A 14,772-nucleotide genomic window follows, 5' to 3' on the forward strand; every position below is an offset into this window, starting at 1 on the left:
CTACATTAGTTCACAATTGGTAAACTCAACACTAACAATTTAGAATGAGCAAATCATCACTACTATAGTATGCCCTCCTTTGGCTGGGAAACTTGAACAGTGAGTTAGCTCAAAACTTGTCTTTACGAGTTTATTCAAGCAATTAATGTAGGCTTTTTTTATATATAAACCTTAACAAACATGGACATCATAACGATCATTATTGGTATAGTAGGTATTGCAGCTGGTTTTGCAATAGCTAAATTTATCGAGAAAAGTAATATTTCAAACCTAATAAAAAACGCAAAAAAAGAAGCAGCTTCGATTTTAAAAGACGCTAATTTAGAAGCCGAAAATATTAAGAAAGATAAAATTCTTCAAGCAAAAGAGCGTTTTATCGAATTAAAATCAGAACACGAACAAGTTATTTTAGCACGAGATAAAAAAGTTGCTGAAGTAGAAAAAAGAGTACGTGATAAAGAATCTCAAGTTTCTAATGAGCTTTCAAAAGCTAAAAAAGTAAACGACGATTTTGAATCTAAAACAGCTGAATACAACAATAAAATTGAAGTTTTAGACAAAAAACAAGCTGAAGTTGACAAGTTACACAAAAGTCAATTACAGCAGCTTGAAGTTATCTCTGGACTTTCTGCAGAAGAAGCGAAAGAACAATTAGTTGAAGGCTTAAAAGCAGAAGCTAAAAGCAAAGCAATGTCTCATATTCAAGACACAATTGAAGAGGCTAAACTTACTGCGCAACAAGAAGCTAAAAAAATCATCATCAATACAATTCAAAGAGTTGGAACAGAAGAAGCTGTTGAAAATTGCGTTTCTGTATTCAACATCGAATCTGACGATGTAAAAGGTAGAATCATTGGTCGTGAAGGTCGTAACATTAGAGCTCTTGAAGCTGCAACTGGAGTTGAAATTATCGTTGATGATACACCAGAAGCAATCATTCTTTCTTGTTTTGATCCAGTTCGTAGAGAAATTGCTCGTTTGTCATTGCACAAATTGGTTACTGACGGACGTATTCACCCAGCTAGAATTGAAGAAGTTGTTGCAAAAACAGCTAAACAAATCGACGACGAAATTATCGAAGTTGGTAAACGTACTGTTATTGACTTAGGAATTCACGGATTACACCCAGAATTAATTAAGGTTGTTGGTAGAATGAAATACCGTTCATCTTACGGACAAAATTTATTACAACACTCAAGAGAAGTTTCGAAACTTTGTGGTATCATGGCAGCCGAATTAGGCTTAAATGTAAAATTAGCTAAAAGAGCTGGTTTACTACACGATATTGGTAAAGTTCCAGATACAGAAAGTGATTTACCTCACGCACTATTAGGTATGCAATGGGCTGAGAAATACGGAGAAAAAGAAGAAGTATGCAACGCTATTGGTGCACACCACGACGAGATCGAAATGAAATCATTATTGTCACCAATTGTTCAGGTTTGTGATGCTATATCAGGAGCAAGACCAGGAGCAAGACGTCAAGTTTTAGATTCATACATTCAGCGTTTGAAAGATCTTGAAGAAGTAGCTTACGGATTCAGCGGTGTTAAAAATGCTTACGCAATTCAAGCTGGTAGAGAACTTCGTGTTATCGTTGAAAGTGAAAAAGTTTCTGATGACAATGCGGCAAACTTATCATTTGAAATCTCACAAAAAATTCAAACTGAAATGACTTACCCAGGTCAAGTTAAAGTAACCGTAATTAGAGAAACAAGAGCTGTAAATATTGCAAAATAACAGCCAATCCACACATAAAAACAAAAAAGGCAGTTCTCTACGAACTGCCTTTTTTAATTCTATCTAACTACGAAGCTTTTAAAGATCATTAAACGTGATTTTAAAACTCGTTCCTACCCCTACTTCACTTTCTACAGAAACCGTTCCTTTCATAGCCTCTATTTGGTTTCTGGTAATATATAAACCTATTCCGCGCGCCTCTTCATGTTTATGAAATGTTTTATACATTCCAAACAACAAATCGCCGTACACCTTCAAATCAATTCCTAAACCATTATCTGTAATCTTCAATGATTTATGCCCATCTGTTTCCAAACCATAATCAAAAATAATAACTGGATCTCTGTCAGGATGCGCATACTTTATGGCATTAGTTGTAAAATTCAACAAAACACTTTCTAAATAAGCAGGATTAAAATTTATTATCAAGTACTCCGGCACATTATTTATAATTGTGACCTTTTTCTGTTTGCTGTGACCTTTTATTGTCGAAATGGTTTTCTCTATATACTCAAAAAGCTTTAACGGCCCAACTGTTATATTAATATTGCTTTGCGTTTTTACGATCTGACTCAAATTTGAAATCGTTTCATTTAAATCATTAGAAACCGTACGCAAATGTTCGAGCATTTCGGTAACCGTTTCTTTATCTCCATCAGCATCAATAAAATCCAAAATTGACTTAATATTCCCTGCCTGAGTATTTAAATTATGCGATACAATATGCGAAAAATTCAGCAGTCGGCTATTTTGATCGCTGTACAATTTCATTGTTTTCAAAAGCTCAAGCTCCTTTTCTTTCTGCAATGAAATATCAGTATGTGTTCCTATAACACGCAATGGCTTTCCATTTTCATCACGCTTGATAACTTTACCACGATCTAAAATCCATTTATAATTACCGCTGGAAGTCATTACGCGATGATAGTTTTCGTAATAAGGTATTTTGTTTTCAAAATGCTCCTTGATGTCCGAATAATATTTTGGAAGATCATCAGGATGTACAATTTTATCCCAACGCTCCGGATCGTCAAAAATATCAGTTGATTCTAATTCTAAAATTTTTAATGATAATGACGAATAAAAAACATTATTAGTCACCATATCCCAATCCCAAATTCCAACCGTAGAAGCATCTAGAGCAAACTGAAAACGCTCTTCAGAAATACGAAGTTTTTCTTCTTTATCTTTAAGTTCAGTTATATCTGAAACATGTCCAAAAAAGCTTACTTTATCACCATCAGACAATTCAGTTTTAGCTGAAACTCTAAACCATCGAAGTCCTTTTTTAGGCAAAACTGCTCTAAACTCAATCTCCCAAGGCTTAATTTCTTTTCGCGCCTTAACCAAACTTTGAAAAAACATATCACGATCTTGCGGCAAGATTCTTTCGTAGATAATCAGTTTTATATCATCTGTAAATTTATCTATCGCAAGTTCAAAAATTTCATCAACAGATCTGCTTACAAGAGGAAATGAATACTGATTATCTGCATCTATCACAAACTGAAAAATCAAGTCTGGCACTTCTGCAAGCAGCTTTTTGTAAAAATTATTAACTTCTAAGCAATCTTCACTATTAAAAAAATCAAAAACCATACGCCGTCATTTTAAGTAAACAATTACTTTATCAAAATCAAATTCAAAAGTCTTATTATTGCTTTTTATACTTTCTTTTTAACATTAAATCAAACACAATATATTAATTTTTGCTTAAAAACACAGGTTTCGCGTAAAAAAAAATTATTTTCTCGGATGGAATGAATGCATCACTTCTTTCAAGAAACTTCGATCGAGATGTACATAAATTTCAGTTGTGGTAATAGATTCATGTCCCAGCATTAATTGAATCGATCTTAAATCGGCGCCGTTTTCTAATAAATGTGTCGCAAAAGAATGACGTAATGTATGCGGACTAATTGTTTTACTTAATTTAATTTTAACTGCTAGATCTTTTATTATTGTAAAAATCATAGCACGAGTAAGCTGATTACCTCGGCGATTTAAAAACAAAGTATCTTCAAAACCTTTTTTAATATTTAAATGTACGCGAATTTCATTTTGATAAATCTCTATATATTTTCGAGTTACCTTTCCTATCGGAACAAAACGTTCTTTATTTCCTTTCCCTGTAATCTTTACAAAACCTTCATCAAAAAACAAATCAGATATTTTGAGCGAAACCAACTCCGAAACCCGAAGTCCGCAGCCGTACAAAGTTTCCAGCATAGCCCGATTTCGTTCCCCTTCGTTACTGCTCAAATCTATTGCAGCAATTAAAGCATCAATTTCTTCCACAGACAATGTATCAGGTAATTTTCTGCCGGTTTTAGGACTCTCAATTAACTCTAAAGGACTATCGTTTCTATAATCTTCAAAAACCAAATAATTAAAAAAGCTTTTCAAACCAGAAATAATTCTAGATTGAGATCTAGGGTTTACTTCCTTAGATACTGAGTAAATAAACTGTTGAATTGTTTCATCAGTAATTTTTAAAGGCGAAACGTCAATTTGATTAGTTTCTAAAAAAAGACACAAACGTTCTATATCAAAACTATAATTCTCGATTGTATTTTTAGACAATCCCCTTTCTATACGCAAATACGATTGGTAGTCTTTTATGTAATTATTCCATTTCATACTTTACAAAGTAAAACATTTTTGAGCACAAAAAAACCTTCCTGAAATTTAGGAAGGTTTTATACAAAATACCGTTTTAAGATATTAGAATTTATAAGCTAGAGACAATGCTAGATTACTATTTTTTGCACTATCATAATAGTCCTCTGTATTATCAATATCTTCATCAGAAAGAGGAGACAAACCAAATCGTATAACGAATACCTACTGACAAATTATCAGTAAAATTATATCCAGCTCCTAAATTAAAACCAAAATCTGTAGATCTTGTAAAATCTTTAATATCATTACCATTAGCTTTTGCAGACAATAAAATACCTAGTTGAGGACCAGCTTCAACACTAAATTTATTCTCTACAAAATAGTATTTAGCCAATACAGGAATATTTAAATAATTCAGTTTAAGATCTGCATCAGTTCCCAAAGGGCCATCAACTTTAGTACCTTGTGCAGAATATAAAAGTTCTGGTTGAATGAAAAATTTCTCAACAACATGAATTTCTGCAAGACCACCAACGTGAAAACCTATTAAGGATTTAGTATCATCAACATCTCCTCCAACTACAGTTGAAATGTTAAGACCTCCTTTAACTCCGAATCTTGTTTTTTGCGCATTCGCAAATCCAAATACCATTACTGCTATAGCAGCTAAAATAATTCTTTTCATTACAATTTGTTTTTACGTTATATAGTTCAAATATAAAAATATTCTTCATAATTCTACGCTAGGAATTTAACAAATAAAATAGTAATAAGAGATTAACCACCTAATTTAAAAGCATTTGATTTTACAACACAACTCTATATGCGCACAAAAAAAGCCCTCCTCAAAAGAGGAAGGCCTTTCAAAACTAACTAAATATTTTATTTAGAATTTATAGATTACTCCAAATCTAACATCTCTTAAGTCAGTACCAAAACCAAAATTGTTGCTTTTGTCAGCACCATGACCACCATTGTTGTTTACGCTGTATTCTAAACCTGCCCAGCTTGCTTCAATAGCAAAATGATTAGACAAGAAATAACTTAAACCTAAACCTACATTTGCACCAACTTGATTTGTTTTGAAATCTCCAGCTTTACTGTTTGTAAAATCAAGACCTGCTTGACCAAAAACTGAGAACTGAGAAGCAGGAGTAAAATAATATCTACCAAAAGCTCCAGCTGTAAATGAATTCGTTTTGTCATCACCAACCTTATCAGAGCCAAAACCTAATTTTGCTCCAATAGCAATGTTTTCAGATACAAAGTAACCTACTTTTGGTTCAATCTCAAAACCGCTGGTTTTCACATCACCAGTTTTTGTAGAACCTACAGTTAAAGCTCCAGAAATAAAAGCATCTCCTTTAGCAAATCCTCCAGTTTGTGCATTAGCAAATGCAAAACCTAATACTGCAATAGCAGTAAAAATAACCTTTTTCATAATTTATTTTTTTAATTATGGGATACGAAATTAAGATTATACTTACAGAAAAAGATCCTCAATAAGTCATTTAAATATCAAAATAAGACAGAATTAGACTACAAATAAATAACTGACTTTCAAACAATTAGAAGAAAACACAAGGAAAAAAGCCGATTAAACACAAAAAAAAGTGTGAATTTTAATAATTTTATAAAGCCTGATATAAAGCAATAAATTGAAAATAATGTAGTTTTGACTTAATAAATAACATTTAAACACGAAACCCCTAAAAACATTTTTATGAAAAAAATACTTTTAGCAGCTGTATTGTTCTTAGCAACATCAGCAACCATTCAAGCACAATTATTACAAATTGGAGTAAAAGCCGGAGTTAACTTTGCAAGCCAAACTGGAGATGCAAGCCTAAACGGAGTAGCGTTTGACAAAGAAGGTATTACAAGCTACCATGCTGGTCTTGTTGCTGAAGTTAAATTATTAGAAAAATTCTCTATTCAACCTGAACTTTTATACTCAACTCAAGGTGCAACATATAAAAATGCAGTTAAAGAATTTAAAAACGAACTTGGATACCTAGCTATTCCAGTAATGGCAAAATTCTACTTAACTAAATCAGTTAGTTTAGAACTTGGACCTCAAGCTTCATTCTTATTAAGTAACAAAAAAGAGTTTGACGCAGAAGACCCAAAAACTTTTGATTTTGCCGTTAATGCTGGATTAGGTCTAAAAGTAACTAAAAGTATCTTTGTTCAAGCTCGTTACGGATTAGGACTAACAGAAGTTTCAACAAAAGCTGATGTAAAAAACTCAACAGTTCAACTTTCAGCTGGATTCATGTTCTAAAAAGAATATCACATAGTTTTACAAAAACCGTTCAATTAATTAGAACGGTTTTTTTATTTTTACACTTTAGTGAAATGTTTTCAGTTAAAATGTAAAGTGAACTCACATCACTTATAATTAAAATCAAATTCTTTATGAAAATCTGCATTATCAACGGACCAAATTTAAATCTTTTAGGAAAGAGAGAACCTGAAGTTTACGGAAGCCAAACTTTTGAAGATTATTTTGAAACGTTGAAACAAAAATTTCCAAATGTTGAACTTTCTTATTACCAAAGCAATATCGAAGGGGAATTGATTGGTAAAATTCAAGAATGCGGTTTTACTTTTGATGGAATTATTTTAAATGCAGGAGCATACACTCACACTTCTATAGGTATAGGCGATGCAATGAAAGCGGTTACAACGCCAGTAATCGAAGTACATATTTCAAACACGTATGCCCGCGAAAGTTTCAGACATCAGTCTTATTTGTCTGGAAATGCAAAAGGTGTAATTTTAGGTTTTGGTCTAAAAAGTTACGATCTCGCAATTCAATCTTTCTTGTAAGTCTTTTTTTAACAATTTTTTAATAAGCTCGTTTTTAACTTATTCTATTTTTGTGAGAGAAACCACTCTCATGAAAAACTTTACTGTACTCGCCTTTTTAATTTTTTCAATTTCCAATTTTGCCCAAATCAAAGGGACAATAACTGATCTAAAAGGAAATCCTTTGCCTTTTGTTTCTGTTTTTGAAGAGAATACTTATACCAGTACCACTTCAAATGAGCAGGGAAAATACCAGCTTAATGTAAAAGAAATTGGTAAAAATAAAATCACCTTTCAATATTTAGGTTTTAAAACCCAAAAACAAACCGTTGCTTCTGATTCTAAAAGCTTGACTTTAGATGTAAAAATGGAAGAAGAAAATTTTGAACTTAATGAGGTTGTAATTAATTCAAGAGACAACCCTGCAAATGCTATTATAAAAAGTGCTATTGCTAACAAAAAAAGTAATTCTGAAAAAACAGCTCGTTATACCGCTGATTTTTATTCGAAAGGAATGTTTAAAATAAAAGATCTTCCAAAGAAAATAATGGGGATGAAAGTCGATATCGGCGACGAAATGGCTTCAAATTTAGACTCGACCGGAACGGGGATTTTATATTTATCAGAAACTATATCTAAGATTTCTTTTGAGAAACCAGAAAAACTAAAAGAGAAAATCATTGCCTCTAAAATTTCTGGAAACAATAACGGATTCAGTTATAATACCGCGACTTTATCTACTTATGATTTCTATGATAACACATTAGAATTCAACATTAATCTTATCTCTCCTATCGCCGATAATGCATTCAATTACTACAAATACAAACTTGAAGGAACGTTTTTTGATGATAACAATCAGCAGATTAACAAAATAAAGGTAACACCAAAACGTGATAAAGAACCAGTTTTTGAAGGTTACATCTATATAGTTGATGATAGTTTTGCAATTTATGCTGTAGACTTAGACATAAAAGGATACAGAATGAAAAACGAATTTACTGAAGTAATGAATCTAAAACAGAGTTTCAGTTATAATGTCAAAAATAAAATTTGGTCAAAAAACGCGCAAACTCTTTCTTTTAATGCTGGTGCTTTTGGCGTAAAGTTCTCTGGAAAATTCAATTACGTGTATTCGAATTATGAATTTCCTGCTTCTTTTGAAAAGAAAACTTTTGGAAATGAAATTGTAGCTTTTGAAGCTGATGCAAATAAAAAAGATGATGCTTTTTGGAATCAAATACGTCCAATTCCTTTGACGATTGAAGAAAGTAATGATTACATTAAAAAAGACAGTTTACAAACCATCAGAAAGTCTCAAAAATACACTGATTCAGTCGACGCTAAAAACAATAAGTTTAAAATATTTGATGTTTTAATGGGTTATGATTATAAAAATACTTTCAAGAAATACTCTTTTGAATATAAAGGCTTATTGAATTTAAGTTCTTTAAGTTTTAATACCGTTCAAGGTTTTAATCTCGATTCTGGATTTTCTTTTAAAAAATGGAATGAAGAAAAAGGAACTTCAACTTCTATAAGTACAACCTTTAACTATGGTTTTTCTGACAAACGTTTTCGTGTTACAGGTCAATTCAGTCATCGTTTTAACAACATAAACCATGCTGCAATCTGGGCTTCTGGAGGAACAAAAACGGCACAATTTAATAGTGCTGAACCTATCAGTAATTTTGTCAATTCAATAAGCTCCTTGTTTTTCAAAGACAATTACATGAAATTGTACAACTTAGAATTTGCACAAATTAATTATGGTCAGGATATTGCAAACGGAATAAATTTAAACGCAAAGATTGGATACGAACAGCGAAAACCTCTTTTTAATACTACTGATTATTCTTTCTTTAAAAGAGATGATATTTACACGTCAAATAATCCACTGGCACCAAACGATTTTATAACTCCTGCATTTGATCAGCATCATTTATTTAAAACGGCTTTGACTGCACGGATTAATTTTGGAAACAAATACATTTCGAGACCTGACGGACGATACAACATTAAAAATGAAAAATATCCAACTGTATTTTTAGCTTTTGAAAAAGCATTTGCAGCGAGCGAGAAAAAATATGAATTTGAAAGAATCGGCGCTTCTGTTCAATATGATCTTTCTTTAAACAACAAAGGAGTTTTAGGAATGAACTTTAGAGCAGGTAAATTTTTCAATGCCGAAAATATCTCTTTTATAGATTACAGACATTTTAACGGAAATCAAACGCATATTGGAACAAGCGACCGCTATTTGAATGTTTTTAATTTAATGCCCTATTACACTAACAGCACAAATGACAGTTATTTTGAAATGCACTTAGAGCACAATGACATGGGCTTTGTAACCAATAAAATTCCGTTGATTAATTTATTAAAATCAACTATGAATCTAGGATTTCATACTCTGGCGATTCCTGATAGAAAACCTTACACTGAGTTTACCGTTGGTTTAGATAATTTAGGTTTCGGAAAATTCAAGATATTCAGAGTAGATTATGTACATTCTTGTCAAGGAAGAATTCAGCAAAACGGAGTTGTTTTCGGGCTGAAGATTTTGAATGTGTTGGATTAAAAAAGTTGCTAAGATACTAAGGTTCTAAGATGCTAAGTTTTTTTCTCAGCACCTTAGAACCTTAGCTCCTTTTAATCTCAAAATCAATGATAATCATCTGGTTCGATGTGAATCAAAACATTTCCTAATTGAGGAATTTTTTCTTTTAAGGTATCTTGTAATTTATGGGATAAATCGTGACCTTCTTTAACTGATATTTTTGCTGATACTATGGCATGAAGATCGACGTGATATTTCATTCCCGCTTTACGAATAAAACATTTCTCGGTTCCCAAGATTCCAACAACGGTTAATGATTTTATTCTGATTTCTTCAACTAAATCATCATTTAGATTCTCATCCATGATTTCACCTAATGCTGGCCTAAAAATTTTATAACTGTTGTAAAGTATAAAAAATGCAGCAAAAAGTGCCGCCCAGTCATCTGCAGATTCGTAACCTTTTCCCATAAATAGCGCAATCGAAATCCCAATAAATGCTGCTACAGAAGTAATGGCGTCACTGCGATGATGCCAAGCATCTGCCGCCAAAGAGGAACTATTTGTTTGTTTACTGCGTTTCATCACTAATCGAAACGAATATTCTTTCCAGATAATAATGGCTCCCAAAACATACAAAGTCCATGATTTAGGCAAGGCATGCGGCGTTTGAATATTGGCAATACTTTCGTAACCAATAATAGTTGCTGATGTAATTAAAAACCCAACAACCAAAAATGTAATTAAAGGTTCGGCACGACCATGACCGTATGGATGATTTTCATCTGCAGGTTTATTAGAATACTTAATTCCGAATAAAACCAGACAAGACGAAAATATATCCGTTGTCGATTCGATCGCATCTGCAATCAAGGCATATGAATTGCCAAAAAAACCTGCGAGACCTTTTATAAGGGCCAGGCAGGTATTTCCAACTATACTAAAGATAGTAGCTTTTACAGCTTTTTGTTCATTTGTCATTTAACGACATTTATTTTTTTCTGCCACGAATTACACAAATTACTCGAAGACTAACAGTGTGTCTTATTTCACTAATTAAAAAAACTAAATTCGTGTAATTAAATTCCAAAAATTAAAAATTTGTGAAATTTGTGGCTAACTTTTATTTACGCTCTCACGATTTTTGCTCCAATTGCTCTCAAACGCTCGTCGATACGCTCGTATCCACGATCAATTTGTTCGATATTTTGAATTGTACTTGTTCCTTTTGCAGAAAGAGCTGCTATCAACAATGAAATTCCTGCACGAATATCAGGAGACGACATTGTTGTTGCTTTTAATTGAGATTCAAAATTATGTCCCATAACCACAGCTCTGTGCGGATCACATAACATAATTTTTGCTCCCATATCGATTAATTTATCTACGAAAAACAAACGGCTTTCGAACATTTTTTGATGAATTAAAACATCGCCTTTTGCTTGTGTTGCCACAACTAAAACGATACTTAACAAGTCAGGTGTAAATCCTGGCCAAGGTGCATCGGCAATTGTTAAGATTGAACCATCGATATCCGTTTTTACTTCATATCCATCTTTGTGAGCAGGAATATAAATATCATCATTGCGTTTTTCGATTGTAATTCCAAGTTTTCTGAATGTATTTGGAATCAAACCTAAATTTTCCCAGCTTACATTTTTAATCGTGATTTCGCTTTTTGTCATAGCCGCAAGACCAATCCAAGAACCAATTTCGATCATATCTGGTAAAATTCTATGCTCGCATCCGCCAAGACTTTCAACACCTTCGATAGTCAATAAATTAGAACCAACTCCAGTAATTTTAGCTCCCATCGAATTCAACATTTTACACAATTGCTGTAAATATGGTTCGCATGCCGCGTTGTAAACTGTAGTTGTTCCTTTAGCTAAAACTGCAGCCATTACAATATTTGCAGTTCCTGTTACAGACGCTTCGTCTAATAACATATCTGTTCCTGTAAGACCTTCTGGAGCTTCTACTCCGTAAAAATGGTCTTCTCTGTTATATCTAAATTTTGCTCCAAGATTGATGAACCCTTCAAAGTGTGTATCTAATCTACGACGACCAATTTTATCTCCACCTGGTTTAGGAATATATCCTTTTCCGAAACGAGCTAAAAGAGGCCCAACAATCATAATAGAACCACGTAAAGCTCCGCCTTCTTTTTTGAAAGCTTCTGTTTCTAAATACCCAACATTAACCTCATCAGCTTGAAAAGTGATTGATCCCGGTTCGTTACGTTGAATTTTCACCCCTAAATTACCCAACAACGTGATTAATTTATTGATGTCTATAATATCAGGAATGTTATTAATTTTTACTTTCTCTCCTGTTAGAAGCACGGCACATAAAATTTGTAACGCCTCATTCTTTGCTCCTTGTGGAGTGATTTCTCCTTTTAAAGGAGTTCCTCCTTCGATTTTAAAAATTCCCATAGATTTCTTTTAGGTTCTCAGGTTCTAAGATTCTGAGGTTCTAAGCTAAAAATTTTAGCCTCTTAGTCCCTTAGCATCGTAGCCCCTTTTTTATTTCTGATTATTATTTTTTTGAAAGGTCTTTTGTTTACCTCCTTTATTGTTTTTGTTGTTTTGAATTTTTGGCTGTCCGGCTGGTGTAATCTTATTTGAAACACGCTTATTAGTACGCATCAAATCTGTTGTGTTCAACAATTCTTCAGTACTGTGAAGCAGGTTTATTTTTCCTCCCGACAATTCATACAAGTGCTCAAAAATTACATCATCTTTTACGGTGTCTTTGTTCCAGCTCAAAAATGATTTTTTCATGTGGTTGGCAATTACCATAACCAATGCATTTTTCATTTCGCCTTCCTCCCATTTATTGGCCACATCAATCATATATTTGATGTTGTTTCCATAAAATCTGTATTTAGGAAAGTTCTGCGGATATTGCAAAACATCTGGTTTTAACTGTAATACATCTCTTGATGGAATTGGATACGGAGATTCTACATTCAATTTAAAATCAGACATAATAAAAAGCTGATCCCATAATTTATGCTGAAAATCCGGCACATCACGCAAATGAGGATTTAAGCTTCCCATAACCTGAATGATATATTTCGCTGCTTTGTTGCGCGTTTCATCATCTTCAATTTCAGTAGCCTGATCAATCAATTTTTGTAAATGACGACCATATTCTGGAATAATTAATCGTTGTCTTTCAGAATTGTATTCTAAATTAAAAACAACATCATTCGCGACTTCTTTTTTATATTTTTCGTTCATAAGTTATAATGAAACTATACCTTCTATTGTAGAGACTTCTTTGTATTTAACAATTACAGCATCAGAACTGTGCATGGTAACATCTACAGAAACACTGGTAAACTTACCCGTTTTAGATTTTGTTGTTTTAATAACAGCGCCCATATCATCAAAAGCTTTTTCGACACGCTCAACATTGTCTGCTACAGTTGGCACAATAAATTTATACAAATATTCTGCCGGCCAAGTATTTGCGTTATCAAGTTCTACTTTTAATCTTTCGTAAAATTCGGCTGTTTTTTTTTCTTTATCGTTCTCCATTTGTAATTAAAAATAAACGCAAATATACGATTTTTGAATTTAGAATTTTGAGTTTAAATTTTAGATTTTTTCTATTGAAAAGACAACTGTTTTTTTATCTCGAATTTCAAGAATTTATACTAGTTATGCTGCCGTAAATTTCTTTATTAAATTTCAAAGCTTTTTGATTTCTTTTAAAATTTAAATTGGCAAAATTCATAGCAAACCTTTATATTTGGAATACTTTGCAACTCTGCTCTCGATAACTATCGGGATTGTAAAATTAAAACAAATTACAATGAAAAGACTCTTTTTACTCTTTATCGCTTTTACAATAAACTCGATTCAAGCACAAGAAGTCAAAACCTTAACTTATTTTCAAAATGACACGCTTAAATTGGACTTAGATTTGTATCTGCCAAAGAAAAAAGCAAATGAAAAAACTCCTGTAATTCTGTTTGCATTTGGCGGCGGATTTTCTGGCGGCGAACGCACAAGCGAAAAAGACTTTGGAATGTTTATGGCTAAAAACGGCTACGCAGTTGCGAGCATTTCATACAGTTTATACATGAAAGGAAAAGATTTTGGATGCAAAGGAACTTTAACCGAAAAAATAAAAGCAATTCAAATTGGTGTAAGCGATATGTGGCAGGCAACTTCTTATTTAATTGAAAATGCAGACAAATATAATCTTGATACTTCAAAAATCTTTATTTCTGGAATTAGTGCTGGTGCCGAAATTGGTTTTCATGCTTCGTTTTGGGATTATAAATTGATGAATTTATACAAACGTAATTTGCCTGAAAATTTTAAATATGCAGGTTTCATTGGTGGTTCAGGCGCAATTCAAGATATTAATTTAATTACCAAAGAAAAAGCGATTCCGATGTTATTGGCACACGGAAGCAATGACGACACGGTTCCTTACAACGCAGGTTCGCACCGTTCTTGTCCAACAAATGCTTCGGGCTGGCTGATTTTGTTTGGATCTTACGCCGTTTACAATCATATGCAGGATTTACATAAAGACATTGAACTGATTACTTTTTGCGGCGGCGGACATGAATTCTCGGGTTACCTTTTTCATGAAGGACAGCAATATGTTTTAGATTTTGTGAATGATGTTTTGAAAGGCAAAAGATTTGAATCGCACTTGATTGTTCCTTCTAAAAAAGTGAAAGGTGCAGGTTCTGATAAATATTTATTTTGCGAGTAATTTAAAAGAGGGTAATTACTACATTTAAAATATTTTATTTTATAAAAATGGAAATAACAAAATCAGATGTTCAAAAATTAATACAAGTTCAGAAAGAGAATACCTTTTTAAACCATTTTATATACGCCATCAAAAAAGATTACAAAATACACGGAAATATTGAAAAGCACAAAATCAATATCTGGCAAAAAACAAGTTTAACTGGAAGTTCATATTCAGTATATTCTTTTGAATTTGATTCAGAAAACATACTCACAAAAGTCAATGATAAATTAAATCCATTTGCTCACTTTACAC

The 14,772-nt window shown here is 32.6% G+C and carries 14 protein-coding genes; 6 read left to right on the top strand and 8 right to left on the bottom strand.

Features of this window, described 5'->3' with window-relative positions; genetic code table 11:
- The first annotated feature begins 180 nt into the window (after nucleotides 1-180).
- On the top strand, nucleotides 181-1,740 hold the full coding sequence (gene rny, locus BOW55_RS07095) for a ribonuclease Y (RefSeq protein WP_089054143.1): 1,560 nt from the start codon (nucleotides 181-183) through the stop codon (nucleotides 1,738-1,740).
- A gap of 78 nt (nucleotides 1,741-1,818) precedes the next feature.
- On the opposite strand, the gene BOW55_RS07100 is transcribed toward rny, so the two are convergent.
- From BOW55_RS07100 to BOW55_RS07115, 4 genes are all read right to left on the bottom strand, one after another.
- A complete protein-coding gene (locus BOW55_RS07100; protein ID WP_129023569.1) occupies nucleotides 1,819-3,339 on the bottom strand; it encodes a PAS domain-containing protein in 1,521 nt (506 codons plus the stop codon).
- Between the two features lie 144 nt (nucleotides 3,340-3,483).
- Nucleotides 3,484-4,380, bottom strand: a complete 897-nt coding sequence (gene xerD / locus BOW55_RS07105) for a site-specific tyrosine recombinase XerD (RefSeq protein WP_089054141.1) — start codon at nucleotides 4,378-4,380, stop codon at nucleotides 3,484-3,486.
- 166 nt (nucleotides 4,381-4,546) lie between these two features.
- Nucleotides 4,547-5,047: a porin family protein gene (locus BOW55_RS07110; RefSeq protein ID WP_241686504.1), complete on the bottom strand. Its 501-nt coding sequence runs from the start codon at nucleotides 5,045-5,047 to the stop codon at nucleotides 4,547-4,549.
- Between the two features lie 201 nt (nucleotides 5,048-5,248).
- Nucleotides 5,249-5,803: an outer membrane beta-barrel protein gene (locus BOW55_RS07115; protein WP_129023570.1), complete on the bottom strand. Its 555-nt coding sequence runs from the start codon at nucleotides 5,801-5,803 to the stop codon at nucleotides 5,249-5,251.
- 282 nt (nucleotides 5,804-6,085) lie between these two features.
- Here BOW55_RS07115 and BOW55_RS07120 point away from each other — a divergent pair, with 282 nt between their 5' ends.
- From BOW55_RS07120 to BOW55_RS07130, 3 genes are all read left to right on the top strand, one after another.
- Nucleotides 6,086-6,646, top strand: coding sequence for a porin family protein (locus BOW55_RS07120; protein WP_089058362.1), 561 nt, complete (start codon nucleotides 6,086-6,088; stop codon nucleotides 6,644-6,646).
- 134 nt (nucleotides 6,647-6,780) lie between these two features.
- Nucleotides 6,781-7,194, top strand: a complete 414-nt coding sequence (gene aroQ / locus BOW55_RS07125; protein WP_129023571.1) for a type II 3-dehydroquinate dehydratase — start codon at nucleotides 6,781-6,783, stop codon at nucleotides 7,192-7,194.
- Between the two features lie 70 nt (nucleotides 7,195-7,264).
- Nucleotides 7,265-9,754 carry a DUF5686 and carboxypeptidase regulatory-like domain-containing protein gene (locus BOW55_RS07130; RefSeq protein ID WP_129023572.1) on the top strand — a complete coding sequence of 830 codons (2,490 nt, stop codon included), beginning with the start codon at nucleotides 7,265-7,267 and terminating at the stop codon, nucleotides 9,752-9,754.
- Between the two features lie 83 nt (nucleotides 9,755-9,837).
- Here BOW55_RS07130 and BOW55_RS07135 read toward each other — a convergent pair whose 3' ends face one another.
- From BOW55_RS07135 to BOW55_RS07150, 4 genes are all read right to left on the bottom strand, one after another.
- Entirely contained in the window at nucleotides 9,838-10,713 is an 876-nt protein-coding gene (locus BOW55_RS07135) for a cation diffusion facilitator family transporter (RefSeq protein ID WP_129023573.1), read from the bottom strand.
- A gap of 146 nt (nucleotides 10,714-10,859) precedes the next feature.
- A complete protein-coding gene (gene murA / locus BOW55_RS07140; RefSeq protein WP_089054134.1) occupies nucleotides 10,860-12,170 on the bottom strand; it encodes a UDP-N-acetylglucosamine 1-carboxyvinyltransferase in 1,311 nt (436 codons plus the stop codon).
- 90 nt (nucleotides 12,171-12,260) lie between these two features.
- Entirely contained in the window at nucleotides 12,261-12,980 is a 720-nt protein-coding gene (locus tag BOW55_RS07145) for a DUF4290 domain-containing protein (RefSeq protein ID WP_129023574.1), read from the bottom strand.
- A gap of 3 nt (nucleotides 12,981-12,983) precedes the next feature.
- On the bottom strand, nucleotides 12,984-13,280 hold the full coding sequence (locus BOW55_RS07150; RefSeq protein ID WP_129023575.1) for a DUF493 family protein: 297 nt from the start codon (nucleotides 13,278-13,280) through the stop codon (nucleotides 12,984-12,986).
- 277 nt (nucleotides 13,281-13,557) lie between these two features.
- Here BOW55_RS07150 and BOW55_RS07155 point away from each other — a divergent pair, with 277 nt between their 5' ends.
- Nucleotides 13,558-14,475: a S9 family peptidase gene (locus tag BOW55_RS07155; protein ID WP_129023576.1), complete on the top strand. Its 918-nt coding sequence runs from the start codon at nucleotides 13,558-13,560 to the stop codon at nucleotides 14,473-14,475.
- A gap of 47 nt (nucleotides 14,476-14,522) precedes the next feature.
- A partial coding sequence (locus tag BOW55_RS07160) for a hypothetical protein (protein WP_164975011.1) occupies nucleotides 14,523-14,772 on the top strand: 250 nt, incomplete at its 3' end.

The organism is Flavobacterium sp. YO12, from assembly GCF_004119495.1.
Taxonomy (GTDB): domain Bacteria; phylum Bacteroidota; class Bacteroidia; order Flavobacteriales; family Flavobacteriaceae; genus Flavobacterium.

Coding starts and splice junctions, on each gene's coding strand:
- BOW55_RS07155 (WP_129023576.1), top strand. CDS start 13,558: ATGAAAAGACTCTTTTTACTCTTTATCGCTTTTACAATAAACTCGATT.
- BOW55_RS07150 (WP_129023575.1), bottom strand. CDS start 13,280: ATGGAGAACGATAAAGAAAAAAAAACAGCCGAATTTTACGAAAGATTA.
- BOW55_RS07115 (WP_129023570.1), bottom strand. CDS start 5,803: ATGAAAAAGGTTATTTTTACTGCTATTGCAGTATTAGGTTTTGCATTT.
- aroQ (WP_129023571.1), top strand. CDS start 6,781: ATGAAAATCTGCATTATCAACGGACCAAATTTAAATCTTTTAGGAAAG.
- BOW55_RS07135 (WP_129023573.1), bottom strand. CDS start 10,713: ATGACAAATGAACAAAAAGCTGTAAAAGCTACTATCTTTAGTATAGTT.
- BOW55_RS07130 (WP_129023572.1), top strand. CDS start 7,265: ATGAAAAACTTTACTGTACTCGCCTTTTTAATTTTTTCAATTTCCAAT.
- BOW55_RS07110 (WP_241686504.1), bottom strand. CDS start 5,047: ATGAAAAGAATTATTTTAGCTGCTATAGCAGTAATGGTATTTGGATTT.
- BOW55_RS07145 (WP_129023574.1), bottom strand. CDS start 12,980: ATGAACGAAAAATATAAAAAAGAAGTCGCGAATGATGTTGTTTTTAAT.
- murA (WP_089054134.1), bottom strand. CDS start 12,170: ATGGGAATTTTTAAAATCGAAGGAGGAACTCCTTTAAAAGGAGAAATC.
- xerD (WP_089054141.1), bottom strand. CDS start 4,380: ATGAAATGGAATAATTACATAAAAGACTACCAATCGTATTTGCGTATA.
- BOW55_RS07120 (WP_089058362.1), top strand. CDS start 6,086: ATGAAAAAAATACTTTTAGCAGCTGTATTGTTCTTAGCAACATCAGCA.
- BOW55_RS07100 (WP_129023569.1), bottom strand. CDS start 3,339: ATGGTTTTTGATTTTTTTAATAGTGAAGATTGCTTAGAAGTTAATAAT.
- rny (WP_089054143.1), top strand. CDS start 181: ATGGACATCATAACGATCATTATTGGTATAGTAGGTATTGCAGCTGGT.